Here is a 25,615-nt window from a genome sequence, read left to right as displayed (position 1 = left end):
GGGGCTTTTTGCCCGAAAAAGCAGGAACCGGGGTTGTGTCGTATTTTTTAAATGCACTACCTTTAATGGGGCGGACAACACGTGTATACATCATCACAGCTGTATAACCATCTCCAGACGACCTCATGCAAACAGATCTCTCGGCAGTGGCAATGGCGCAACGTATCCTGGATACCTCGCGCAACGGCATGTTGTTGTATCAGCCCGTTTACGACAACCAAACCAGCGCCCCTGTTGACCTGCAACTGTCGATGGCCAACCGGCTGGCCGAGATCATGCTGGGCTGTTCGAGATCGGTAGCTATTGGGCAGCTCATGAGTCAGCAGATGCCTAAAGGGATTGATACCGACCGATTTCGTGAGCTTTTACGGGTTGCCGAATCAGGGGCTTCTCTGTCCTATGACGTTTGCATCAGACACACCGACTGTTACCCGAATATGGGTTGGTATACCATTACGGCCGACGAATTCAACGGAGGTGTACTGATCGCATATACCGATATTTCGGTCACTGTACAGGCCCGACAGGAGCAGACTGAACTGAACGACTTTATCGACGTGGTTTTCAGTACGTCGCTACTGGGCATTTCGGTGTTCGAAGCCATCAGAGATCAGGACGGCGGGATCAGCGATTTCCGGCTGGTGCGTATAAACGAGACCGGCGCCCACATGAACGGGATGCAGGTCAATGAGCTTGTGGGGAAAACGCTGCGTACCTTATATCCCCAAACTGAACAGGTAGGCTCCTTTCAGCAGTACGTTGCCGTCATCGAACAAAACGAACCATTTATCAAGGAGCAGTACTACCCCAATCAAAACCGATGGTATACCATCTCGGGTCGAAAGTTTAAAGATGGAGTCATACTCACCTTCCAGAACAGTACCGATCTGAAACGCATCGGGCTGCGTAGCGACCAACAGTTCGATCTGTTGCAAAGCGTTGTTGACAATGCGCCGGTCGGTATTATTCTGGCCGAAGCCATTTACGGATTAGGGGAGCAGTCGGGCCAGGTCGTCGATTTTCGGTACCGGCTTACCAACCGCTTCAACGCCGAACTGGCCGGGCATACGGTAGAGGGTATGACCAATCAGCTGATTTCGGCTTTGTTTCCGGGTTGGCAGCAGATTCCGCTTTTCCAGGTCATGGAGAGCGTAAACCGCACGGGTGAGGCCCGGCAGTTTAGCGAAGAGTACAACCGATACGGCATACGGGGCTGGTTTGAATATTACCTGGTCAAGCTGGGGGATGCCGTTTTGCTCACATTCCTCGACGTAACCAGGCTCAGGGAAGCCGATGAGGAAAAAAAGCGGCAGGCCGATTTGCTCCAGGCCGTAGTCAATAATTCACCGACCGGTATTGTGCTGTACCAGGCTATACGCGATGAAGCCGGGCAGATTGTCGATTTCGTACATGCCCTGACCAATCCAACCAACGCGCGTGTTACGGGCCGTTCGGTAGAGGAGATGGCTGGGTTGTTGATGTTGCAGAATTACCCGAGCAACCGAACGAATGGTCACTTCGACGATTTGGTTCAGGTAGTCGAAACCGGAGAGCCACTCCGGCGGCTGCTTGATTATCGGGCTCATGGTATCAACGGCTGGTATGATGCCCAGTATGTCAAACAAGGTGATGGCGTGTTGTTTACCTACCTCGATGTGTCCGAAAGCCAGCAGAACCGCGCTCAGCTCGAAGCCGCCAACCGCGACCTGCTCCGCTCCAACGACAATCTGCAGCAATTTGCCTACGTGGCCAGTCACGACCTGCAGGAGCCACTGCGCAAGATTCAGGCCTTCGGAAATCTGCTGCAAATGCATGCCGTAAACCAGCTGGATGGAACGGCAATGGGCTATATCGACCGAATGCAGTCGTCGGCCGAACGTATGTCGATGCTGATTCGGGACCTATTGACCTTTTCCCGATTATCTACCCAGCAGGAATCGTTTTTGCCCGTCTCGCTGAACGAACTCCTGGCCGAGTTAACCGAAGACCTCAGCACAGCCATCCATGAAGCACAGGCTACTATCAGGATCGATAGCCTGCCGGTTATTTCGGGGCATCGGTTACAGCTTTATCAGCTGTTTCAGAACCTGATCACCAACGCCATTAAATTTCGCCGGCAGCACATTTCGCCAGCCGTAGAGATTCGCTGCCGCCGGGTCAACACGGCCGAACTGCCCGACAATCTGAAAAACAGCGCGGAAGGTCGACCGTTCATCGAACTCTGCGTAGTCGACAATGGGATTGGGTTCGAAGAGAAATACCTGGATCGTATTTTTCAGGTATTTCAGCGGTTAAACAGCAAAAGTCAGTTTGCCGGATCAGGTGTGGGGCTGGCTATCTGCAAGAAGGTCGCCGAAAATCATGGTGGTATGATTACCGCAACCAGCCAGTTGAATCAGGGATCAACGTTTCTGGTTTACCTCCCCGTTGATAAATAAGCGGGTTCACTGCCCGCGGTTAATAGCCTTGCAGCGCATCGGACTCAAAAATATGTTTCCCTGTTAGACCCTGCTGGGCGGTTTGCCGCATGGCATTGGCCACTTTGGCCGCGTCGACACCCCGGTATCTGGCCGGAATCAGGGGAGCAAACAGGCGCATGGCCCCCTCGGCCAACCGTTCGCCGAACCGGTTTTCAGTCCGGTTGCCGAGCAGGAGCGACGGGCGGAAAATCAGCAGGGTAGGGTATCCCAGCGCGGTCAGATCGCGTTCTACTTCGCCCTTCACCCGATTGTAGAAAAAAGATGAGTTGGTATCAGCCCCCATGGCCGTCACAATCGAGAACTGTTTGGCCCCGTTTGCCAGGCCGAGCCGGGCAATGTCCAGGGGGTATTGGTAATCGACTTTCCGGAAGGCATCCCGCGAGCCGGCTTTTTTCATTGTAGTGCCTAAACAGCAGAAGATATCGTCGGCCTGGGTGAGAAGCCCATTGGGGTGGTCAAAATCAAATTGTACTTCCTGCAAACGGGGGTGCTGCCAGGTTAACGACTTGCGAATCAGTACTTTTACGCTGGAATAGTCTGGGGAGTTAACCAGCTGATGAGTGAGCAGGTCGCCAATCAGGCCCGTTGCTCCAATCAGTAAAGCCGTTTTTGAGGAAGATGTCATCATATAGAGAGGGGTATTTTCGCTAATTTAGTCGCGATATCAACAAACAAAGGTCCACCCATCTTAAATCTATTTTATGCGTTTACTAAACCACCGTTCTTTTTTTGCATTTATCCTGCTTTCGATAACAGGCCTGACCGCATTTCGGTACATCGACGATGACTTCGTCAAGCGTTTGATTGACCAGTTTGAACGGTACAGCATTGAAAGACCCGTAGAAAAAGTGTATCTGCACACCGACCGGGAGGCCTATCTGGCTGGTGAAACAATCTGGATCAAAGGGTATTTGTTTGGCGGGAACACCCATACAGCCGATACGATAAGCAAGGTCCTGTATGTTGACCTGGTCGATGTGGCCGCGAAACAGGTACGCCTGCGGGCTCAGTTTCGGGCGGTAGCCAGTTACGCCCCCGGGCAGCTGGCCTTGCCCGACTCGTTACCAGCCGGTAGTTACCAGCTTCGGGCCTATACCAATTTCATGCGCAACTACCCCGATGCGTACTTTTTTACTAAAACGCTGGCTGTCCTGCGCACCGGCGGGACAACGGGAACGCCCACGGCAGCGAACGCAGCCACCCCCCGGCTCGATGTACAGTTTATGCCCGAAGGCGGGCAACTCATTGAAGGGCTGGATAGCCGGGTAGCTTTCCGGGCTACCAGTGTATCGGGCCGTAGTCAGGCTATCCAGGGATTCGTACTCGACAGCCGGAAAGATACCGTAGTTGGTTTCGCCAGTACCCACCTGGGGATGGGCTATCTGTCCATCAAACCCGAGGCCGGACAGCAGTATACAGCCTTTGTGCGGCAGCCGGAAGGAACATTTGCCAGCTACCCTTTACCAGCCGTACAGCCGCAGGGGGCATTGATGCAGGTCGATAATTTATCCAGCAAAGACAATGTCCGGGTCTACTTCCGGCATAACAAGACCAGTACAGATCCGGCAGCGGCCATGACGCTGGTGGCTCAGACTCGTGGTCAGATTATTCACGTGGCTAAAGTGTCGCTGGCCAAGAAATCGTCGGTGGCTCAGTTGACCAAAGCGCAGTTCCCCGAAGGTATCGCCCAGCTGACGCTCTTCGATGAGACCAACAAACCCGTCTGCGAGCGGCTGATCTTCATCGATAAAAATGAACGAATAAACGTTCAGGTGAAGGCTGGGAAGTCGGCTTACCGTACCCGCGACCAGATCAACCTGACCCTGACCACCACCGATGCCGACGGCAGTCCGGCTCCCGCCAACCTGTCGCTGGCGGTTGTAGACGATCGGCTTTCGCCGGAAACTGACTCCAACCGCGCGTCTATTACGTCCCATTTACTGCTCGAGTCAGATCTGACAGGAACTATAGAGCAGCCAGATTACTACTTCAATCCTGCGCATGCCGACCGGGCTCTCAAACTCGATCTGCTCATGATGACGCAGGGGTGGCGACGCTTTGTGTGGGCTGATGTGCTGTCGGGTACCATTCCACCCGTTACGTTTCCGGTAGAGCGCGGACTGGCCCTGACGGGGCGCGTTGTTCGACCGAACCAAAAAGATATAGGTGGTAAAGTACGCCTGACCTTCATCGTTGCCAAACGCGACAGTTCTAGAGAGATGATGACGGGCGAAACCGACGAGCGGGGCAACTATGCAGCCTATGATCTGGACTTCACGGATACGACAACCGTGCTCATTCAGGGAACGAAAGGAAAAACGAACCGGGATCTGGTTATTACGCTCGACCAGCTGCTGACACCCCCCGTTACGATCGTGCGTCCTCCGCTCAACCCGGTTGAGTTCGATCGCGACGCGTATGATGAATTTATCCGACGCACCAATGAGTACATGGAGATTGAGCGCCAGATTCGTAATAACCGGGAGGTGCTGCTCCAGGCGGTAACCGTAAAAGCCAAAAAGAATCAGCCACCCGATAGCCGGAAAATATACGGTGCGGCCGATGCGACGGTAAAGTTCGACCAGAACAATACCGCGGGCCGGATAACGATTCTGGACGTGATTCAGGGGCGGGTAGCGGGCGTTCAGGTGACCGGTTCGGGTTTCAGCGCCAAGGTTCAGATTCGGGGGGCTGCCAATTTTGGCGGGGCCATAGAACCTCTGTTCGTAGTAGATGGTACGCCCATGGACCTGCAGGGGGTTATGAGCATATCGGTAAACGACGTCGATCAGGTCGATATTCTGAAAGGAGGATCGGCGGCTATTTACGGCTCGCGGGCTGCGGGTGGGGTTATATCGGTGCTGACCAAACGCGGTTCGCCTGACTATGACTTGGCCAAGGAAGCGGCTCCCGGCACGCTGGTTGCCAAACTTCCGGGCTACGCACCGGTACGGGAGTTTTACGCCCCCCGGTACGACGTCAAAAAGCCAGAGCACATCCGCCCTGATTACCGCACTACGCTGTACTGGAATCCTCAGATTCAGACAGGGGCTGACGGAAAAGCCGTTGTTTCTTTCTTTGCATCAGATGCAAAAACAAAACTGCGCCTACGGGTCGAGGGAGCTACGGCTACAGGCATGCCCGGCCTGGGTCGGCAAACCATTCGAATCGAGTAAGGCAGACCAAACCCTTTTATCTGATGAACACAAACCGATTACTGATGGCGTTGCTGGTGCTGACAGCCCCTGCGCCGGTACTGGCTCAGCCCGCCTACCCAACCATTGGGCAGATAATCAGACTGGATACGCGGCTGGACAAACTCCTGCCCAAAGACGCGAAAATAGACGTCATAGCCAGTGGGTTTGTTTGGTCTGAGGGGCCGGTATGGGTAAAACGAACAGCTCCGGCAGAGTCGTTTCTTCTCTTTTCAGATGTGCCGCAGAACACCGTATTCCGCTGGACCGAAAAAGATGGGCTGAGTACGTTTCTGAAGCCTTCGGGCTATACGGGGCTGGGAAACTACAGCGAGGAACCCGGCTCTAACGGATTGACCATTGACCCGAAAGGCCGACTCATCTTCTGTGAACACGGCGACCGGCGCGTATCGGCCATGCCGCTGGATGGCAGCGGAGGTAAAGTAACACTCGCCGACCGGTATCAGGGTAAACGACTGAACAGTCCGAACGATGTGGTCGCTCACTCGAACGGGAGCTACTATTTCACCGATCCGCCATACGGTATGCCCAAACGCGAAAACGATACCAGCCGGGAAACCGATGGGTTCGGCGTATATCGTATCGGACCCGACGGGGCGGTAAGTCTCGTAGTAGGCGATCTGACCCGGCCCAATGGGGTTGCGTTATCGCCCGACGAAAAAACGTTGTATGTAGCCCAGTCGGATCCCAATAATCCGGTAATAATGGCTTATCCGCTCCAGACAGACGGATCGGTCGGAAAAGGAAAGGCAATTTTCGGCGCCGATGGGCTGAAGAAGCAGGACCTGCGCGGTGGATTCGACGGGCTGAAGCTCGACCGGGATGGTAACATTTGGACCAGTGGTCCGGGTGGGGTGCTGGTGCTGTCGGCGTCGGGCGAGTTGCTGGGATATATTAAAACCGGCGTTGCTACTGCCAACTGTGCCTGGGGCGATGATGGACGTACGCTTTATATAACGGCTGACATGTACCTCTGCCGGGTAAAAACATCGGCGCGTGGATGGTAAAAAAGCAGGATGAAGTAGGAAAGATAAATGGGGCATACAAGTCTGCCCAACTACCTGACGTTTATCATTCATAATACCTCATAAGCTTTGCTTATCTTTGGTTTGCGTTATAGAATCGTAACTTGGTTTAGGTAGTAATTGTCATGTTGGAGAACCGGAAGTGGGTCATTATCGGGGTGTTCTGTCTGGTTGGGCTAACGTATCTGGCCCGCCTTTTTTACCTACAGGTACTGGATGATACATACTCGCTGGGCGCATCGAAAAACTCGATCAAGCGGGTGGTCGAGATTCCGTATCGGGGGCAGATTTATGATCGCAATAATCAGCTCATTGTTTACAACACCCCCGTCTATGACCTGTACGTAACGCCCAAACAGGTCAGGATTCCCGATACGGTTGCTTTCTGCCGGATGATGAACATCACTACATCCGAGTTCGACAGCATTATGGGGCTGGCTAAAAATTACTCGCCCGTGAAGCCATCGCTGTTCATGCGGCAGCTGTCCAAAGAAGATTTTGCCCGCATACAGGATGCACTCGTCGACTACCGGGGCTTTGAGCCGGTGATAAGTTCCATGCGTACGTACCCGGCCCACACGATGGCCAATGCGCTGGGCTACGTGAGTGAAATCAGCAAAAAACAGCTTGAAGAACAGGATATCCTTTATTACCGACAGGGCGATTATGTGGGGCATAACGGCCTGGAAGAGCAGTATGAAGAACAACTGCGCGGTAAACGGGGGGTTAAGTTTATGATGCAGAACGTGCGGGGTGTAAATAAAGGCTCCTGGAAGAACGGGGCCTTCGATACGCTGGCTATTGCGGGCCAAAACCTGATTACCGGGATCGACGTTGAGGTGCAGAAATACGCCGACAGCCTGATGCAGAACAAAGTGGGGGCCGTGCTGGCGGTTGAACCCGCTACCGGCGAAATTCTGGTGTCAGTATCGGCGCCGACCTACGACCCGAACCTGCTGTCGAGCCGTTTCTTTTCCAAGAATTACCGGGCGCTGATTAAAAACCCCTACAAACCGCTCATTAACCGGCCCGTTATGGCCAGCTACCGGCCCGGCTCCACGTTTAAGCTGATCCAGGCGCTGATTGCTCAGCAGCAGGGGTCGCTCTACCCCAATACCGTATACGGCCACAGCGGTTCGCCAATGCGTTGTCACTGCCGCGGAGGCAATAACCTGCGGGGGGCGGTGCAGAACTCCTGTAATCCGTATTTCTACCACGTTTTTCGCAAGTTCCTGTATTTCAACGGCGAGCATAATACCTTTAAGGCCTCGGCAATTGGTCTGAAGGAATGGCACAGCATGGCCGAAAAGTTCGGTATCGGTGCGCGGCTCGGCATCGACCTGCCCAGCGAGCTGAAGGGTAACTTGCCCACGCCCGAATACTATGATAAAGCCTACCGGGGGGCGCTGCGCTGGAAATTCTCCAACGTGTACTCGCTCAGTATCGGCGAGGGTGAGTTGCTGATCAGCCCGTTGAAGCTGGTCAATCTGGCGGCCACAATCGCCAATCGCGGCTGGTACATCACCCCGCATTACATCAAAGGATTAAACAAGCCCGGCGTTGGCGTGCCGGCCGAATATTTCGAGCGCCACGAGACCGGCATCGACTACAAGCATTTTCTGCCCGTTATCGACGGCATGCGTGCTGCCGTATCCCACGGTACCGTAACCCCACTCGCTAATATCGAGGGTATTGATTTGTGCGGTAAAACCGGTACGTCGCAGAATAACAAGTACGGGCATAAGTTTGACCACTCCATCTTTATCGGGTTCGCGCCGATGAACAACCCCAAAATAGCCGTAGCCGTTTTCGTCGAAAACGCAGGCTGGGGAGGCAAGGCGGCCGCTTCTGTAGCGGCTCTGGTAGCCGAGCGCTATCTGAAACGGAAAACGGAAGCCAAAAAGCTGGATGAGCAGGTGAAAGCCGCCAACTACCTGCCCCCGGTGAGCCGGATGCCCGTTCCGAAAAAACCAGCCGCTCCCAGGAAGGATACGGTCCGGAAAACCCCCGAAGCCAAGCCGCTCATGACGGCTACCAGTCCCAAACCGGTTGCCGTAGCTGCCGCCAGTGGACATTAATCCCGTAAACTCAATATACTAGTGTCTTTGTCTCGTACGAACGATCCTTTTGCGCAACACATCGACTGGCTGACGCTGGTGCTGTACCTGGGCTGTGTAACCATGGGCTGGCTCAATGTGTATGCCGCCGTATACAGTCCCGAAGACCATACGAGCCTGTTCGATATGACCACCAATGCGGGTAAGCAAATGATGTGGATTGGTACTACCGTGCTGCTCATCATTTGTATTCTGGTCATCAACCATAAATTCTTCGACTCGTTTGCGTACGTGTTTTACGCGTTTATGATTCTGATGCTGCTGCTGGTACTGGTTGCCGGGTCGAACATAAACGGGTCGCGGTCGTGGTTTAAGTTTGGCGCGTTTTCTATACAACCCGCCGAGTTTGCCAAAGTGGCTACGGCGCTGGCGCTGGCCAAGTATCTCGATGTGCCGGGCATGAACCTTGGCCGAACCAAAGAGCTGCTTCGCATCGGCGGCATTATCGTGCTGCCCTGTATTCTGATTCTGGCCTCCAACGAAACCGGCTCAACGCTGGTTTTTGCTTCGTTCGTTATCATGCTCTACCGCGAGGGGCTCCCGGGCTGGATACCGGCCCTGGGTATTAGCGTAGCGGCTCTATTCGTGCTGGCGCTGGTTTTTCCGAAGCTGTACATTTTTGCCGGCATTGTGGTGCTGTACGGGATCATTGTACTCCTGATGCCCCGCTACAACCGCACGACCCGGAACCTATTGTCCATGGCCATGATCGGCGCAGCCATGATGGCGCTCGTTACCGGTGTCGATTTCTTTGTCAACAATGTGCTGCAGAAGCACCAGCGAAACCGCATCAAGGTACTTGTCGACCCAACAATCGACCCGCTGGGGGTAGGCTGGAACGTGACCCAGGCAAAAATAGCGATCGGATCCGGGCGGCTTCAGGGGAAAGGCTTTCTGGAAGGAACCCAGACAAAATTCGATTTCGTACCGGAACAGAGCACCGACTTTATCTTCTGCACCATAGGGGAGGAGCACGGTTTTATCGGCAGCATGATTGTCATTGCGCTCTTCATCGGACTACTGTCCCGAATCGTTATCCTGGCCGAGAAGCAACGCAGTAAATTTGCCCGGGTCTACGGCTACTGCGTGGCAGGTATAATCTTCTTCCACGTCATGGTCAATATCGGTATGACCATCGGACTCATGCCCGTTATCGGAATTCCGCTGCCGTTCTTCAGCTATGGTGGATCGTCGCTCTGGTCGTTCTCGATCCTGCTGTTCATTTTTCTGAGACTAGATTCCCGCCGTACCGCCCTCATGCGGAGGTGAACTGAACTTGTCCGAAAGGATGGCCCTTCATCGCCCTGGCTACTGCCCGGCGCCGATGAAGGGCTTTTTTGTATAGTGAGGTTGGGAGAGTGTCTATATAAATCATTGATTTTTAGAGATGTATGGTACCAGAAAAAGGGTGTTTGAAAAAAAACAGAAAAAAACGCAAAGCCCATGCAACCTGTCAGCGGGCTTTATACATCTTCTGATCAAACAACACCGGGAAACGATTAGCGCTGATCGACACACCGTCAACTTTTCAACCACGATCAATCTGACAACTGTCATGAAAGCTATATATCACCTCCTCACCACGGCCCTGACTCTGACTTCGGCCGCATCGTTTGCCCAAACGACAATCACTATTGAGAAAGACTCGGCAACGCATACCACGCGGTCGTATTCAACCAGACGGGCCGAGCGGATTGCCAGTGATTTCAGCATCTACATTGGCCTGAACAACTTCAGCGGCACACTGCCCCGTGGGTACGAATTCCGGCCAATCGGTTCGCGTTTTGTAGCGCTGGGCTGGCAGAAGCGGATTCCGCTCATAGCAAAGGGGGCTACCAAGCTGCGGCTCGTAACCGGACCCGAAATAGCCTGGAACAATTTTATGTTCGAAGGCAACAACACCCTCGTAGAGCAGAACAACCAGCTTATCGTAGAATCAGCCAACGTAGACCTGCGCCGGTCTAAGCTGGTCACCACCCAGCTGAACCTGCCCGTGATCCTGAACCTGTCGTTCCGGTCGGGGCTGACCCTGGGCCTGGGAGCTTACGCCGGTCTGCGAGTCGACAGTTACACCAAAGTTAAGGCAGAGGGTGCCCGGGCCGTCAGGACGCACGGTTCTTACAACCTCAACCAGGTGCGCTGGGGATTGACTACCGAGCTGGGTTTCCGCCACGAGGCTAAACTCTTCTTCCGCTACGAGCCCAAAAGCCCCTTTGAGCCAGGACTTGGACCCGATGCCAGTGTATGGGCGGTTGGTTTCAAGCTATAATCAGCTGGTATATTCTGGTCCGGTTTAGGGCGTACCGGCCGGGCCAGAATTTTTTTCAGGGCAGATGCAACATAGTTAGTCTGAAGCCCATCTTTTAGAAAATCCTCTCCAGTACGCTTATCTCCCCGTCAAATCCGCTTATCCATCCGATCAGACCGCTTGTGTAAGAACAGGTACTTTGTGATGCCCACTACCTACCTTTACATTGTACTACGGCGGCACTAACACACCCGACCTTCGAAAAAAGCAATACATTATGAAACGGACCTTTCTCTTCTTAACACTGCTCATGACCTCCCTGACGGCTACATTTGGTCAGGTACTCACCCGAGGTACGGTTAGCGGATTAGTGGCCACTTCAGCCGGCAAACCACTGGAGTTCACAACGATGATGTTACTGAAAGCCACTGATTCGACTATGGCTAAAGGGTCGATCAGCGATGCTGCGGGCAAATTTGCTTTCGAGAACGTAGGGGCCGGGCGCTATATGGTGGTGGCTCAGCAGATCGGTTACCGCAAAACGTATAGTGCTCCGTTCGTAGTCGATGAGGCTCATCCGGCCATCGAGTTACCAGCACTGGCCATGCCCGATGAGTCGAAGAACCTGTCGGAAGTAAACGTGGTAGCCAAAAAACCCTTTATCGAGCAGCAGGTTGACCGCACCGTGGTCAACGTCGAAAACAGCATTGTTGCCAGCGGGAATACTGCCCTGGAAGTGCTGGAAAAAGCCCCCGGCGTAACCATTGACCGCCAGAATGACCAGATTCAGCTGAAGGGTAAGTCCGGAGTTATCGTGTACATAGACGGTAAGCAGACGTACCTCTCCCAGCAGGAAGTATCTAACCTGCTCAAGAACACGACTTCCGACAATATTGCCACCATCGAGATCATCACCAATCCTGGTTCCAAGTACGACGCGGCCGGTAACTCGGGGATCATCAATATCAAGATGAAAAAGAACAAGAACTTCGGCACCAACGGTACGTTTACGCTCGGTACCGGCTACGGCTGGTTCAACAATCTGAGTGGCGGCCGCGACGATCTGCCCAAGTTCAACACCTCGCTGAACCTGAACCACCGCGACAGTAAGGTAAACCTCTTCGGTAACTACAGCTACGTGAACCGGGAGAGTGCCCAGAGCAACGAAATTAACCGGGTCATTCCGTTTAACGGCACCAAGACCTATTTCGAACAGAAGTCGTACCGCCCTAACCACTTTGTGGGGCACTCTTACAAGGCAGGACTCGATTATTTCATCAGTCAGAAAAGTACGGTGGGCGTGCTGGTCAACGGCTTCTCGAACAACTGGGAGTCTGATGGGTTGAATAACACCCTGATCCTGGATGAAAATCGCCAGGTCGTAAGTCGGCCCACTACGCAGACGTACTTCAAAAACCCGCTCACAAACTGGACCGGTAACCTGAATTACAAATACGATTTCGACGGAAAAGGCCGCGAATGGACAGCTGATGCCGACTACGTTCGGTATACGGGCACCAACCTGTCTAACCTGAGCACTACCTATCTGAATAACGAGAACGTAGTGACCCAGCCGCGGCAGGATGTACGAAATACGATGCCTTCAACGATCAACATCATGGCGTTCAAGACCGATTATGTACACCCGCTCAAAAACGGGGCAAAACTGGAAGCCGGTCTGAAAAGCAGTTTTGTCAACGCCGACAACAACACCATCTTCGATACGCTGCAACAGGAGTCGCGGCAGTGGCTCTTCGACGCCAGCCGGTCGAACCACTTCAAGTATGACGAGAACATCAATGCTGCCTACGTGAACTTTGCCGGTAAACTGGGTAAGAAGCTGAAAGTACAGGCGGGCCTGCGGGCCGAACACACCCGCTCGGTAGGTAACTCCATTACGTTGAGCCAACGAGTAGAGCGCAGTTACCTGAATGTGTTTCCTACCTTGTTTCTATCGCAGCCCCTGGATTCGACTAATGTCCTGAACCTGTCGTTTAGCCGCCGGATCGATCGGCCCGACTACCAGAATCTGAACCCCTTCGTGTATTACCTCGACCCATACACCTACCAGCAGGGAAATCCGTTCCTGCGGCCGCAATACACCAACTCCATTGAGCTGACTCACGTATACAAGGATGCCTTCACCACGACACTGGGCTTTAGCCGGACCACCGATTTTATCAACCGCGAAACCCCGCGTCAGATTCCGGAGCGGAATATCACCTACGTAACGCCCGAAAACCTGGGCTACATGGACAACATCAACCTGAACGTGAGCTTTCCGGTCATGGTAGCCAAATGGTGGCGGATGCAGAATAATGTGAGCGGTTATTACCAGCATTACCAGACGTTCTATTCGGGAGTACCCTACGAAGTAAAGCTGCTGGCCTACAACCTCTACACCTCCAACAACTTCACGCTGAGCAAAACCCTGTCTGCTGAGCTTTCGGGCTGGTACAATTCGGCTTCTCAGTACGGTTTCTACCAGGCCCAGCCGATGGGCGGCTTTACGGTGGGCGTTCAGAAGAAGGTACTGGACGGTAAAGGCAGTCTGAAACTAAACATCAACGATCCGTTCTGGCTGAACCAGTTCCGGGGCCGGGCGGTCGTACAGGATATCAATTTCTACGTCGGATCGCGCTGGGAGAGCCGCCGGATCATGCTCAACTTCACATACCGGTTCGGTAACCAGAACGTAAAGGCCGCCCGTCAGCGCTCCTCGGCTACCTCAGCTGAACAGGGACGGGTTGGCGGTAACAACTAACCGGCAACAACGCATTCAAATGGACTTAGTTTAGGTTAAGAAAACGCGAAAGCCATTCCCGTCTTGAGGAATGGCTTTTTTGTTGACTGCAATAATCGAATAAAGAGCCGCCAGGACCCGGCTGGTAAGATACAGCCAACGGGCAAAACCGACTTAGAGACGGCTTTATTAGTAGCCCTGGTGGGGTCATAAACGGTGTACAAATGCTTATAAAAAAGATAAGGTTCCCCGATCTGAGCGGAGAACCTTATACTGACTATTCCTAAACCCTTAACCTTTTCTACATGAAAAACTAACTTTTACCCTTTTCTGTTCCAAGAACTCGACTATTTCAGTATTTATTTAAAATTACTGAATGTCAGAGCCTTCGCTGTTTGAACGTTCAACATCCCAGAGGTAGTTGATCATCCGGGCCGTATGATTGGCCTGAGTAATCCAGCGGCTGGCTTCGGTATTTTTACCTTTCGCCAGTTGATTATTTAACTGAGCAACGGCCTGGTTGAATTCAAGACGCCTGGCGGGGCTGAGCTTAAGCACAGCGGCTGGGTTTTGATTATACAACGAGATGGTACTCATAAAGTTTACCCAGTTGGTAGTCTGCGCAAACTTGGCAAAGTTTTGTCCGACATAGGCAGCGAACTGCGTTTGCGAACCATTGACAAGCATGGCACTTGCCGGCTTGTTGGCTGCCGGGCTATCATCAGTGTTGGTGGTGGTAGCCGCGTCTGCCTGAGAAATCGTCAACCCTAATCCAAGAATCAACGATGCAAAGATAACACGCGATTTCATAGTATTGTTCTATTTTTGTTTCAGTTAAAGAACACACAAATGTCTATAGAAGTTTTTAAAATACAAACCGAATATTGGGTCTTTTCGGAATAATATTTGGTTTTTAATGTTGTGTTCTAGGTTAAATCTGAAATTATTCGGCTTAATTTTCGATTTACCAGAATAATATTTTTGTCAAATAGGTAGTTACATGCTGAACATATTGTTTGTGATTATTTTAAAATACTTTAAAAAGTTATATTACTGATTGTAATTGTTCATCGCGTACTGTATCCCCATAGTACAAAAACTAAGTACGGCATCACCCGCGCGGTCCAGATAGTCGGGTAATTGGACCAATTCGTCTTCCGGAAACTGCCCCAAAACGAAGTCGACCTGACGGCCTTTCGAGAAATTATTTCCGATCCCTACCCGTAATCTGGCGTATTCCTGGGTGTTAAGTACCTCATCGATATTGCGTAATCCATTATGACCACCCGGCGATCCCTTCGGTTTGAGCCGGAGCTTGCCAAAGGGCAAATCCTTGTCGTCGGTGATCACGAGCATATTTTCGACAGGGATATTCTCCTGCTTGAGATAATACAGTACCGCCCGCCCACTCAGGTTCATGTATGTCGTTGGTTTGATAAAGAAGAGCTGCTTGCCTTTGTGCTGCCATTTAGCCGTGTAGGCCAGGCGAGTCATGCTGAAATCAAACCCATACTGGGCCGCCAGCCGGTCAAGAACCATAAAGCCCGCATTATGGCGGGTTAGTGCGTATTCAGGTCCGATGTTGCCCAGACCTACCAGAAGAAACTTAGCCATTTGTAAAACAGGTAACGAATGCCACGCATACAGCGGACGCAAAATTACCAATGGAAAAACTAACGACTTCCAACTATTTTTACCCCATGAACCAACAACGCCTGATTCTGTCCAGCCCGCTACTCGAAATTGTGATTAGTCGCCTGGCGCAGCAATTGATTGAAAACCACCAGGATTTTGCCAATACTGTTATACTGGGTATGCAGCCGCGCGGCATTTATTTCGCCGATCGGGTGGGTCGTGAGCTGAACCGGACGTTGGGTTATTCAGTGCCGCTTGGTTATCTGGACGCTACGTTCTACCGCGATGACTTCCGTCGGCGCGACACGCCCCTGCGGCCCAATACCACGAATGTTCCCTTTATTATCGAAGATAAGCGTGTTGTGCTGATTGACGATGTGCTGGCTACCGGGCGTATGGTCCGGGCCGCTATGGACGCCATGACCGCGTTTGGCCGCCCCCGCCAGGTCGAACTGCTGGTGCTCATTGACCGGCGTTACAACCGTGACCTGCCGATCCGGCCAGATTATACCGGCAAACGCGTCAATACCCTTGAATCACAGCGGGTACTGGTCGAATGGACCGAGCAGGGCGCCGACGCCGACCGAATCTGGCTGGTCGGTTAATGCGTACAGGACGGTAAGCAATTCATGCTTGCATAAATACACTTGAACGCATATTAATGCTCCTTTAACTCAAAGTGTTGTGGGAGCAGGGTACGGACTTGTAACTTAGCAGACCGTTAACTACGACTTGTACCCCTGGTGAAACCTGTACTCATTGCATTCCTACTATTCACATCACTTTTACCTGTTCATGCCCAGACAACCTTTACGGTAACGGGTATGGTTACCGATGCACGAACCGGCGAGCCCGTTCCCTTTGCCAGTGTTGTACTGGTAGGCAGTCGGGCTGGCACCCTGACCGACGATAACGGGCGTTTTACACTCACGGTCAAGGTATTGACCGATTCGATAGCTGTCAGCTCGCTGGGCTATGCCATGCTTCGGCAATTTGTCGATAAAGAGCGACCAACCCAGGCCCTTGATTTCAAATTGACCCCCGCCGGGAATGCCCTGCAGGAGGTGGTTGTACGGGCGGGCGAAAATCCGGCTTTTCGTGTACTCCGTCAACTGCGTAAGAACCGAACCGTCAATGACCGCAATCGACTGGCCGCTTATGAAGGTGATACCTATACGAAAACCAGCGTTGCGCTGAGTCATGTATCGGCCCGTATGAGCCAGAATCCGCTGATGAAGCGGGTCAAAGAAGGAATGAGCCAGGCCGACTCCATGTTTGACGATGAAGGAAATCGGTTGCTGCCGTTGTTGCTGTCTGAGTCGGTTTCTCGCTACTATGTGCGTTCTAATCCAAAAGTTCGTCGGGAAGATATTCGTAAAACCCGTATTCGGGGCGTGGCTGTCGATGATGCTGGTCTGAGTTCGCAGCTACTGGGCGGTACAAACCTGGTTAGTCAGAATTTCTACGACAACTACATTCCCATACTGGGTAAGGACTTTGCCTCGCCAACGGGCGACAACTGGAAAAACTGGTACCATTTTTTTCTGGCCGATACTACTCAGTTAGGTGATCGGATCTGTTACGAGATCCAGTTCGATCCGAAGCGCCCTGAAGACCTGGCCTTTATCGGCAAAGTCTGGATTGATACTAGTACGTTTGCTCTCTGCCAGATTGAAGCCCGTATTGGCGACCGGGCCAACCTGAACTATGTTCGCAAACTGACTATCGAGCAGGAACTCGAGCCCGTTACCGATTCGCTGGCTGGTTCCGGCCAACCCAGCGGCTGGCTCCCGGTCAGTCTGAAACTAACCGCCGACCTAACCGGTATCGGTAAAAACTCGCTGGGTATGCGCGCCGAGCTAACGATGCGCAGCAGCCATCTGATTATTAATAAGATTCGACCGGTTTCTTTCTATGAGCAGCCTGTAGAGCCAGTGGATACGGTAACTACGCCCAATGATGCGTTCTGGGCATCGGCCCAGCGTGATCTGGCTGGCCCCGACTCGCTGGGCCGTTCAGACCGGAAAGCCGAGCGCATGATCGAACAGCTGCGTGCTATTCCAGCCGTCAAAAAAGCCGAAGCCGTTGGCCAGATTGCCATAACGGGTTTCTACAAACTGGGTGGTTTTGATCTGGGTCCGTACCCATACATGCTGGCTGCCAACAGTCTGGAGGGTCTCCGGATACGGCTGGGTTTTCGGACTAACGATGACTTTAGCCGGCATGTCATACTGCGTGGTTACTTGGCTTATGGTACATATGACAACCAGTTTAAATACGGTGCTGAAGCGGATTACCTCTTCTCCCGCCAGCGATGGACGCTGGTTGGCGTTCGGATGTCATACGATCTGGAACGGCTGGGGATTACCCCGGAGCTGGTCGGGGGCAATCGTATGTTTTATGCGCTGAGTCGCTTTGGCAAATACAGAGGAGCGTATCGAACACGCGTTCAGGAAGCCTTTTTCAGAACCGAACCCGTTCGGGGTATCCTGCTGACGGCTACACTTGGAAGCCGTACGTTCGACCCGACTTTTCCATTTCAGTATAGACTACAGCCTGAGCTGGGAGACCTGTCGCCCCTGCGGTCCGATATTATCGATACATACTGGTCGGTAGAGGCCCGGCTGGCGCGCAAGGAGAAGTATATCATGGATGGCAACGAGCGCATTACGCTCGGCACGAAACGAGCTCCGGTCCTAACCATTCGGTATACCCACGGGGCCCGCTCAATGGGGGGCGGTTACAGCTACGACCGGCTGACGCTGCGGGCGCAGCAGTCGCTACGGCTGGGGCCGCTGGGCCGTTTATCTTATCTGCTTACCGCTGGTTATACACCATCAACCATACCGGTACCGTTATTATTTCCGCACATCGGCAATCCGACTCCGCTGCTTACCACCAACACCTTCAACCGAATGCAGTTCTATGAATTTGTGAGCGATCGGTTTGTGGCCATTCATATGCAGCACCGGTTCGAAGGCCTGCTGTTCAACCGGATTCCGGCCATCCGGAAACTCAACTGGCGGCTCGTAGCCAATGTCGATGCGCTCTGGGGAAGTATGAGTAAAGCCAATCAGGCCATCGAAACCAGCAAACCTCTTCCCAATGGGCAAAAGCCCATTCGGTTTGGTACGCTGGATAGCAGTACACCTTATCTGGAAGTTGGGTATGGCATCGAAAACATCTTTAAGATACTCCGGCTGCAGGCTATCCATCGGTTAACTTACCTGGACCCCGGTCCCAATGGCTTGCCAGTGAATCGGTTCGCTATTAAAGCAGCCGCGTCTCTCGGCTTCTAATCAGTATAATCGCAGCGATGCCAGTCATCAACTATTTTGGAGAATTGGCGTTATTGGTGTATCAATCCAGATACAGCGATGCCCTTAGTTGCCCCCACTACCGTTCATAAAGTTACTGACGACAGCTGGTCCGAAGTCCCGGATCTGCTGGCGGTTGAAGAGCCGCTCGAAATCCGGCTGGGCTTCGGACCCGCCAACGACCGTCAGCAGCGGTCGGTGTCGGTTACGATGCGAACGCCGGGTCATGACGAAGAACTGGCAGCCGGTTTTCTGTTTTCTGAAGGAATAATTCAAAGCCCGGGCGATGTGCTATCGTGCCGTCATTGTGTTCAGGATGCCGACAAGGAAGGTAATGTAATACGGATCGAACTCCGACCAGGGGTAGCTGTAGACTGGTCCCGGCTCGAACGGAATACATTTACCTCGTCGAGCTGCGGTCTGTGTGGTAAAACGACCATCGAAGCGGTGATGGCGCAGACCAGTGGGCCACTCCACTCATCGTTGATCATTAATCCGCTGGTAGTAAACGCGCTACCCGATACGGTTCGGCACAGGCAAACGGCTTTTGCGCACACGGGTGGTATTCACGCGGCTGCTTTATTCGACGCCCAGGGAATGGTACGGCTGGTTCGGGAGGATATCGGGCGGCATAATGCCCTCGACAAACTCATCGGAGCCGCGTTCTGGCAGGGCTGGCTGCCGCTTAGCCAGTACGGTGTTTTTCTGAGTGGTCGGATCGGAGTCGAGCTGGTCCAGAAAAGCTGGCGCGCCGGAGTGCCGTTACTGACAGCCGTAGGAGCACCCTCAAGTCTGGCCGTTCACATGGCGCAGGAGGCTTGTATGACTTTAGTCGGGTTTGTCCGAAACGGCCGCTTCAACATCTACAGCGAACCGGACCGGATCAGCCAGGCTTCGGTCTCCGCCAGTTAAGGAGCTATTTCGGGCGGTACCAGGATCGTCAGCGCCCCCGGCCTGATGGCGGCTTTGAGTTGGTTGATGCGCCCCCTGTACTCGCCATCGATCTGGAAATACGCTTTTCGGCGCGTTTCGACGCTGATAGAGGTAGCGGGATAAATTTCAATACTGCGTGGGTCGAAGGGCCGGTAGCGCCAGAATAGTTTCAGAATTTCCCAGATGGCCAGCCGCCGGAAAATGACAACCTCAAATTGCCCGTCAGACATGTCGCCATCAGGGTTGATTACGGCGCCCGTGCCGTACATCCGGGCGTTGGCCAGCACGACCATGAGCGCTGCTCTCGACACGCAGGTTTCGCCCAGGTTGATCTCGACCCGCAGCAGCTGCCGGGTCTGAAGGGCTTTGATAACCGCCCGCAGGTAGCCGAACATGCCCCGCCAGTTGTTGTCCTGATAGTGTTTGACTACCCGCGCGTTCAGGCCAATATCGCCCAGGTGAAGACAAATGTCGCCCTCGTTGATCGAGATAACATCGACCGGTTTTGGCGTTCCGTTTACCAGTACGCTGAGGCTGGCCTCGATATCGGGTGGAATGCCCAGCTCCCGCGCCAGTCCGTTGGCCGAGCCTGCCGGCAAAATACCCAGTACGGTATCCGTTCCGAGCAGCTGTGTGCCTACGCATTTAATGGTTCCGTCGCCCCCAACGGCCACAACCCGGTCGGGCTGGTGAAGGGCAATCTGTTGTCTGACTAACTCGTCGTCGGTTTTTCCGTTGAGCTCCAGTACATGGACTGTGTGGGGCAAGTCGGCAAAAAACTGGCGGATTCCTTCTTCCCAGTCCGATTTGTCGCGTCCGCCCGACACCGGATTTATGGCGAATAAAAATGTCAACTTATCAGTGATTTGGCGGTTATAAATAGGTGTACCGATCCAGGCGTTATGGAAGCTGCTCGACCCGCATTATCTGTTAAACAAAATATAAGCTCAAAAGGCACGCTGAAACGATATTTCTTAACGTGGCTGCGGCTCACCGACCAGCCCACCGTTAAGGTGTACCGTGGTTTTGGTAACGCCCAACGGCTAACCATTCATGGGACGGTATTTAAACAGTCGGCTCATCCCCGCCGGAAGTACCGCCACAGTGTGCTGGTCAATATGTTCAGCCTAGTGCGGTTATTTTTGGCCAGGCCTTACCCACATGCTACGGTTCGGGTGCAGTGTAACGGGCAGACGACCGAGACCCGCGCCGATGTAGATGGCTATTTTCGAGTCGACCTGCCGATGCCCGAACCCGTGCTGCCCGGCTGGCATCCGGTCAAAGCCGAGCTGGTTTCGCAGACAATCAACCCCGAAACGATCCTGGCGGAGGGCGAGGGTCAGGTGCTGGTGCCGCATCCAACCCGATTTGCGTTTATTTCCGATATCGACGACACCTTTCTGATTTCGCATTCGGCTACGATTGCGAAACGACTGCTGGTGTTGCTGACCCAGAACGCCCATAGTCGCCAGCCTTTCGACGGCGTTGTGGCCCATTACCAGCTGCTGGCCGAAGCCGACAGCGGGCCTGACGCGACCAACGCTTTCTTTTACGTGTCGAGCAGCGAATGGAACCTCTATGATCCCATTCTTGAGTTTTCGCAGAATAACGGATTACCGATGGGCGTTTACCTGTTGAGTCAGCTCAAACAAATTCATCAGCTGCTCAAGACCGGTCAGAATAAGCACCGTACCAAGTTCGACCGGATTGTCAGGATCATAGAGACCTATCCTGATCAGCAGTTCGTATTGCTCGGCGACGATACCCAGGAAGACCCCACTATCTATGCATCGGTGGCCGAGCATTTTACCCGTCAGATCCGATGCGTGTATATTCGGCAGGTAAACGACAGAAATCAGGACAAAACCCGCGAAACGCTGAGTCGGATTGAGGCTCTACACATACCTTGCTGTTATTTTTCCCATAGCGCTGAAGCCCGGCAACATTCGGTTGGCTTAGGCCTGGCCGCTACATAGCCCATACCCATCATGACCAATACACCCCCCGAAGAACTTACCGGCGACCTGACCGTTGGCCAGCCTAAAACCGAAGCTGCCGGTGTTACGGCCGTTGTGAAGTCGTTTCAGCATATTTTGTCGGCTACCGGACCCGGCCGTGGCTGGAAAGCCCTCGTTAACCTCAATCAGAAAGACGGATTCGACTGCCCGTCCTGTGCCTGGCCCGATCCCGACGGCGACCGGTCGAGCATAGCCGAATACTGCGAGAGTGGAGCCAAGGCCGTGGCCGATGAGGTGATGACCAAGCATACGGCTTCGCCGGTATTGTTTCAGCGCTATTCGGTGGCTGAATTGCTCCAGAAAAACGACTTGTGGTTGGGGCAACAGGGACGGCTTACGCAGCCTATGGTGCTGAAACCGGGCGCAACCCATTACGAACCCATTACCTGGGACGCTGCGTTTCAACTCATCGCCGATCAGCTGAACGCTCTCGACTCGCCCGATGAGGCTGTGTTTTACACCTCGGGCCGTACCAGTAACGAGGCTGCTTTCGTCTATCAGCTGTTTGTGCGTCAGTTTGGCACCAACAACATGCCTGACTGTTCGAACATGTGCCACGAGTCGACGAGTACATCCCTGGGCGAGACGATCGGGCTAGGGAAGGCGTCGGTTAAGTACGACGACTACGAAAAGGCCGATGTGATTATGATTATGGGCCAGAATCCGGGGACCAACGCGCCCCGCATGCTGACCCCGCTGGAAGAAGCCAAGCGAAACGGAGCCAAAATCATTTCGGTAAACCCCTTGAAAGAGGCAGGCCTGCTGGCATTCAAGTACCCGCAAAGTCCGCGCGATCTGTTGCTGGGGGGCGAGAAGCTGACCGACCTGTTCCTGCAGATTCCGATCAATACCGACCTGGCTTTGCTGAAAGCTATGTGCAAAATTCTGCTCGAAGAAGAAGCAAAAGCACCGGGTAAGGTACTCGATCAGGATTTTATCCGGACCTACACGGCGGGCTACGACGCGTTCGTGGCTGATCTGGATACCTATGATCTCAACGAGCTGGCTGGGCAGTGCGGTCTGCCCCTCAATCAAATTCGGGAGGCTGTTGATCTGTTCAAGTATACGCCTAAGCTGATTATTTGCTGGGCAATGGGGCTGACCCAGCATCGCAACGCCGTCGATACGATCAATGAAGTGATCAACCTGTTGTTGCTGAAAGGGAGCATCGGGATCGAGGGGGGAGGAGCCTCGCCCATACGGGGGCATAGTAACGTACAGGGTGACCGGACGATGGGGATCTATGAAAAGCCTAAACCCGAGTTTCTGGATTCGCTGCAACGGGTATTCGGGTTCGAACCTCCGCGTAAACCAGGTTACGACACGGTGGCCGCCGTACGGGCCATGCACGAAGGCCGGGCCAGGGTGTTTATCGGCCTGGGCGGAAACTTTGCCATGGCGGTATCGGATACCGACTACACGGCCGACGCCTTGCGGGCCTGCCGCCTGACGGTCCATGTGTCGACCAAGCTGAACCGGAGCCACCTGATTCATGGCGAAACGGCCCTTATTCTGCCCTGTCTCGGCCGTACCGATCGCGACCGGCAACCCTCGGGGGAGCAGTTTGTGAGCTGTGAGAGCACCACCGGGGTGGTGGCCCAGTCGCACGGGGTACTCGCCCCCATTTCAAACCATCTGAAAAGCGAGGTAGCTATCGTGGCGGAACTGGCCCGGGCCACGCTGGCCGAAAAATCGACCGTAGACTGGAGTGGCCTGGCGGCCAATTATGACGGCATCCGGGATTTGATCGAGCAGGTCGTTCCGGGTTTTGAACGGTATAACGAGCGAATCCGTAAGCCGGGTGGCTTCTACCTGCCCAACGGCCCGCGCGAACGGCGGTTCACTACCAAAGACGGGAAGGCTCATTTCACGGTAAACACGCCCACGTCCCATACGCTGAAGCCCGGCGAGTTACTCCTGATGACGGTTCGGAGTCATGACCAGTTCAATACCACCGTATACGGCAATGATGATCGGTATCGGGGCATCTATAACGAACGGCGCGTCATTTTCATGAATCAGGAGGATATATCGATGCTGGGCCTGCGCGACCGGCAGCTCGTGAACCTCCATAGCCACTATGGCGAGACAACCCGCACCGCCCACCGATTCGTGGTTGTGCCGTATGCCATACCGCGTGGTTGTTGTGCGGCCTATTTCCCCGAAACCAACGTGCTGATTCCGATCGACTCGGTTGCCGACAAAAGCCATACGCCAACCTCCAAATCCATCGTCGTCACCATAACGCCGGACGGGGAGTAGATGAGATAGCCAGGACTAATGGGCCCCGGTTAATACGCCTGCCGGGGCCTCGCGCCAGGACCCGCCACGGATTGGGCTAAAGGCTGCGTCGTTGACCAGATCGTAACGACAAAGTACAGCAGGCAACCGATTATCCCCAGCTGCATGGTGTACTCCAGCAGAAAGAGCGGAGAGGTGAGGTCCGAGAAAAAGTAGGACCGCTGCCCCAGGCGCCACCAGGCCGTGGGCTGTACGGTGGTTAACAGGTTGAACAGCAACAACACGGTCAGGGGGCGGCCACGCTGCCAGATGGGCAGGCCGCCCGCTACGATGGGCAGCATGAAACCAAAGGCGTAGACTGCATAAGCGCTGGGCACCAGAAACATGATCAGGGTATAAACAAGTACCCAGGCGCGGGCCAGCATAGCCGGGTAGGGGAGCCCGGCTTTTTTCCAGCGCAATACGGTACTGACCGAGATGATAACCACGCTGATCAGCGCCATGTAGTTGAACAGACGCAGTGGAAACCGGTCGAGCAAAACGCCCAGAATCGGGTGGAGTACCGACCGCAGGTTAGGAGCCAGCGGATCCTGGGTAAGCTGAATCGGCATCAGAAACGTCCAGTCGCCCACGGTATAGAGCCAAGCCAGTACCGGGCCGCCAACCAGCAGCATGCCCACCAGCAGCTTTACTTTGTTATCAACCCAGAAGAAAATGATGGGCACAAACAGCACAAACAGCGCCTTGGTGGCAACCATAGCCAGGCCCAGCACAATACCCGCACTTAGGATCCGGTTCCGCTGGATAAGTGGAATCGTGAGCAGACCGAAAGCCCACATCCAGACGTCTTCCTGCCCGCCAATAACGCAGAGCAGCAGAGTGGCTGGCAATAACAGATACAGCAGAACGGTGGTCAGCGTCAGTCGGTAAAGACGGTAGGTAAGCCAGACCGCCAGGCCCTCTACCACCATCATCAGAATAATAATGGCCCGCGGATCATTCCAGAACTGGATGGGTATGGCGGTCAGGTACGAATAGAAGGGTGCGTATACGGTAACAAAATCGCGGTAAGGTATCAGCCCCTGCTCGGCCGCAACAGCGCCATTGTAAAACCCGATCAGGTCCGAAGTGGCCTTGAAGTTAAGGATGGTGTACAGGCCCAGAAAAGGAACGAGCCGCAACGAAACCCACATGAAAGCCAGCCAGACATCGCTTCTGCCCTTGAAAAAAGCATCGAAGCGGGGCTTGAAGCGTAACACAAACCGGAAGGCAGCTATCAGGCTTAGCGCCAGAATAACTTTAACGAGAGCAACGAGCATACGCAGTAAGAGAGGAAGTGAGTACGAATAAGACCGCTTTTCGAAGGCGGGGCTGACCCTAATTCGCCAGCCCTGTTCACGTTGAGCTAATCAGGCCAATACCTGTGGGCCATTGCCTGCCTCTGCTACAGAAGCTACGGGCTGTTGGCCTGTCACAGTGATTGTCTGTCTGTTATTCGTAATTCGATAGGCGAACCTCGCACTATCGTACTGCCATCAAGTAAAGAAAAGGCCACTCGGTTGTTGGACACCCGACGGGTAAAACGAACCGGCAGGACTAGGAGATAATTCGTAAAGCTGCCTGCCATCGACGCCGGTCAGGCT

17 protein-coding genes are annotated in these 25,615 nt (G+C 53.7%); 12 read left to right on the top strand and 5 right to left on the bottom strand.

Annotated elements, in window-relative coordinates; translation table 11 throughout:
- Positions 1–125 precede the first annotated feature (125 nt).
- Positions 126–2,438: a PAS domain-containing sensor histidine kinase gene (locus EQG79_RS03015; protein ID WP_129599824.1), complete on the top strand. Its 2,313-nt coding sequence runs from the start codon at positions 126–128 to the stop codon at positions 2,436–2,438.
- 19 nt (positions 2,439–2,457) lie between these two features.
- On the opposite strand, the gene EQG79_RS03010 is transcribed toward EQG79_RS03015, so the two are convergent.
- Entirely contained in the window at positions 2,458–3,108 is a 651-nt protein-coding gene (locus tag EQG79_RS03010) for an oxidoreductase (RefSeq protein WP_129599822.1), read from the bottom strand.
- Positions 3,109–3,181: 73 nt separating this feature from the next.
- On the opposite strand from EQG79_RS03010, the gene EQG79_RS03005 reads away from it, so the two are divergent.
- From EQG79_RS03005 to EQG79_RS02980, 6 genes are all read left to right on the top strand, one after another.
- Positions 3,182–5,656 (top strand): TonB-dependent receptor plug domain-containing protein, encoded by a 2,475-nt coding sequence (locus tag EQG79_RS03005; protein ID WP_129599820.1) that lies wholly within the window; start codon positions 3,182–3,184, stop codon positions 5,654–5,656.
- A 23-nt stretch (positions 5,657–5,679) separates the two neighbouring features.
- Positions 5,680–6,702, top strand: a complete 1,023-nt coding sequence (locus tag EQG79_RS03000) for an SMP-30/gluconolactonase/LRE family protein (RefSeq protein WP_129599818.1) — start codon at positions 5,680–5,682, stop codon at positions 6,700–6,702.
- 143 nt (positions 6,703–6,845) lie between these two features.
- Positions 6,846–8,798 carry a peptidoglycan D,D-transpeptidase FtsI family protein gene (locus tag EQG79_RS02995; RefSeq protein WP_129599817.1) on the top strand — a complete coding sequence of 651 codons (1,953 nt, stop codon included), beginning with the start codon at positions 6,846–6,848 and terminating at the stop codon, positions 8,796–8,798.
- 27 nt (positions 8,799–8,825) lie between these two features.
- The gene (gene rodA / locus EQG79_RS02990; protein WP_129599815.1) at positions 8,826–10,106 is read left to right on the top strand and encodes a rod shape-determining protein RodA; all 1,281 of its coding nucleotides are present in this window, start codon (positions 8,826–8,828) and stop codon (positions 10,104–10,106) included.
- A gap of 286 nt (positions 10,107–10,392) precedes the next feature.
- Positions 10,393–11,106 (top strand): outer membrane beta-barrel protein, encoded by a 714-nt coding sequence (locus EQG79_RS02985; RefSeq protein WP_077920505.1) that lies wholly within the window; start codon positions 10,393–10,395, stop codon positions 11,104–11,106.
- A 256-nt stretch (positions 11,107–11,362) separates the two neighbouring features.
- Entirely contained in the window at positions 11,363–13,849 is a 2,487-nt protein-coding gene (locus EQG79_RS02980; RefSeq protein ID WP_129599813.1) for an outer membrane beta-barrel protein, read from the top strand.
- Positions 13,850–14,197: 348 nt separating this feature from the next.
- On the opposite strand, the gene EQG79_RS02975 is transcribed toward EQG79_RS02980, so the two are convergent.
- Together EQG79_RS02975 and pth are read right to left on the bottom strand one after the other, a co-directional pair.
- Positions 14,198–14,638, bottom strand: coding sequence for a hypothetical protein (locus tag EQG79_RS02975; RefSeq protein ID WP_077920205.1), 441 nt, complete (start codon positions 14,636–14,638; stop codon positions 14,198–14,200).
- A gap of 240 nt (positions 14,639–14,878) precedes the next feature.
- The gene (gene pth / locus EQG79_RS02970; protein ID WP_077920204.1) at positions 14,879–15,442 is read right to left on the bottom strand and encodes an aminoacyl-tRNA hydrolase; all 564 of its coding nucleotides are present in this window, start codon (positions 15,440–15,442) and stop codon (positions 14,879–14,881) included.
- An 86-nt stretch (positions 15,443–15,528) separates the two neighbouring features.
- On the opposite strand from pth, the gene pyrR reads away from it, so the two are divergent.
- From pyrR to fdhD, 3 genes are all read left to right on the top strand, one after another.
- On the top strand, positions 15,529–16,068 hold the full coding sequence (gene pyrR / locus EQG79_RS02965) for a bifunctional pyr operon transcriptional regulator/uracil phosphoribosyltransferase PyrR (protein ID WP_077920504.1): 540 nt from the start codon (positions 15,529–15,531) through the stop codon (positions 16,066–16,068).
- Positions 16,069–16,287: 219 nt separating this feature from the next.
- Positions 16,288–18,762, top strand: coding sequence for a DUF5686 and carboxypeptidase-like regulatory domain-containing protein (locus EQG79_RS02960; RefSeq protein WP_129601127.1), 2,475 nt, complete (start codon positions 16,288–16,290; stop codon positions 18,760–18,762).
- Between the two features lie 78 nt (positions 18,763–18,840).
- The gene (gene fdhD / locus EQG79_RS02955) at positions 18,841–19,692 is read left to right on the top strand and encodes a formate dehydrogenase accessory sulfurtransferase FdhD (protein ID WP_129599811.1); all 852 of its coding nucleotides are present in this window, start codon (positions 18,841–18,843) and stop codon (positions 19,690–19,692) included.
- Here fdhD and EQG79_RS02950 read toward each other — a convergent pair.
- Positions 19,689–20,567: a diacylglycerol/lipid kinase family protein gene (locus tag EQG79_RS02950; protein WP_129599809.1), complete on the bottom strand. Its 879-nt coding sequence runs from the start codon at positions 20,565–20,567 to the stop codon at positions 19,689–19,691. The two genes, fdhD and EQG79_RS02950, sit on opposite strands and share 4 nt — an antisense overlap.
- A 48-nt stretch (positions 20,568–20,615) precedes the next feature.
- On the opposite strand from EQG79_RS02950, the gene EQG79_RS02945 reads away from it, so the two are divergent.
- Complete coding sequence (locus EQG79_RS02945; RefSeq protein ID WP_077920200.1) at positions 20,616–21,689, top strand: App1 family protein; 1,074 nt, start codon at positions 20,616–20,618, stop codon at positions 21,687–21,689.
- 12 nt (positions 21,690–21,701) lie between these two features.
- Positions 21,702–23,993 carry an FdhF/YdeP family oxidoreductase gene (locus EQG79_RS02940; protein ID WP_165358830.1) on the top strand — a complete coding sequence of 764 codons (2,292 nt, stop codon included), beginning with the start codon at positions 21,702–21,704 and terminating at the stop codon, positions 23,991–23,993.
- 29 nt (positions 23,994–24,022) lie between these two features.
- Here the strand turns inward: EQG79_RS02940 and EQG79_RS02935 are convergent, their stop codons facing one another.
- Positions 24,023–25,291, bottom strand: a complete 1,269-nt coding sequence (locus tag EQG79_RS02935; RefSeq protein WP_077920198.1) for a hypothetical protein — start codon at positions 25,289–25,291, stop codon at positions 24,023–24,025.
- Between the last annotated feature and the right edge of the window lie 324 nt (positions 25,292–25,615).

This window comes from Spirosoma sordidisoli, from assembly GCF_004138325.1.
Classification (GTDB): domain Bacteria; phylum Bacteroidota; class Bacteroidia; order Cytophagales; family Spirosomataceae; genus Spirosoma; species Spirosoma sordidisoli.
Note: the sequence above shows the minus strand (reverse complement) of the source record. Positions and strands in the feature narration are given on the sequence as shown.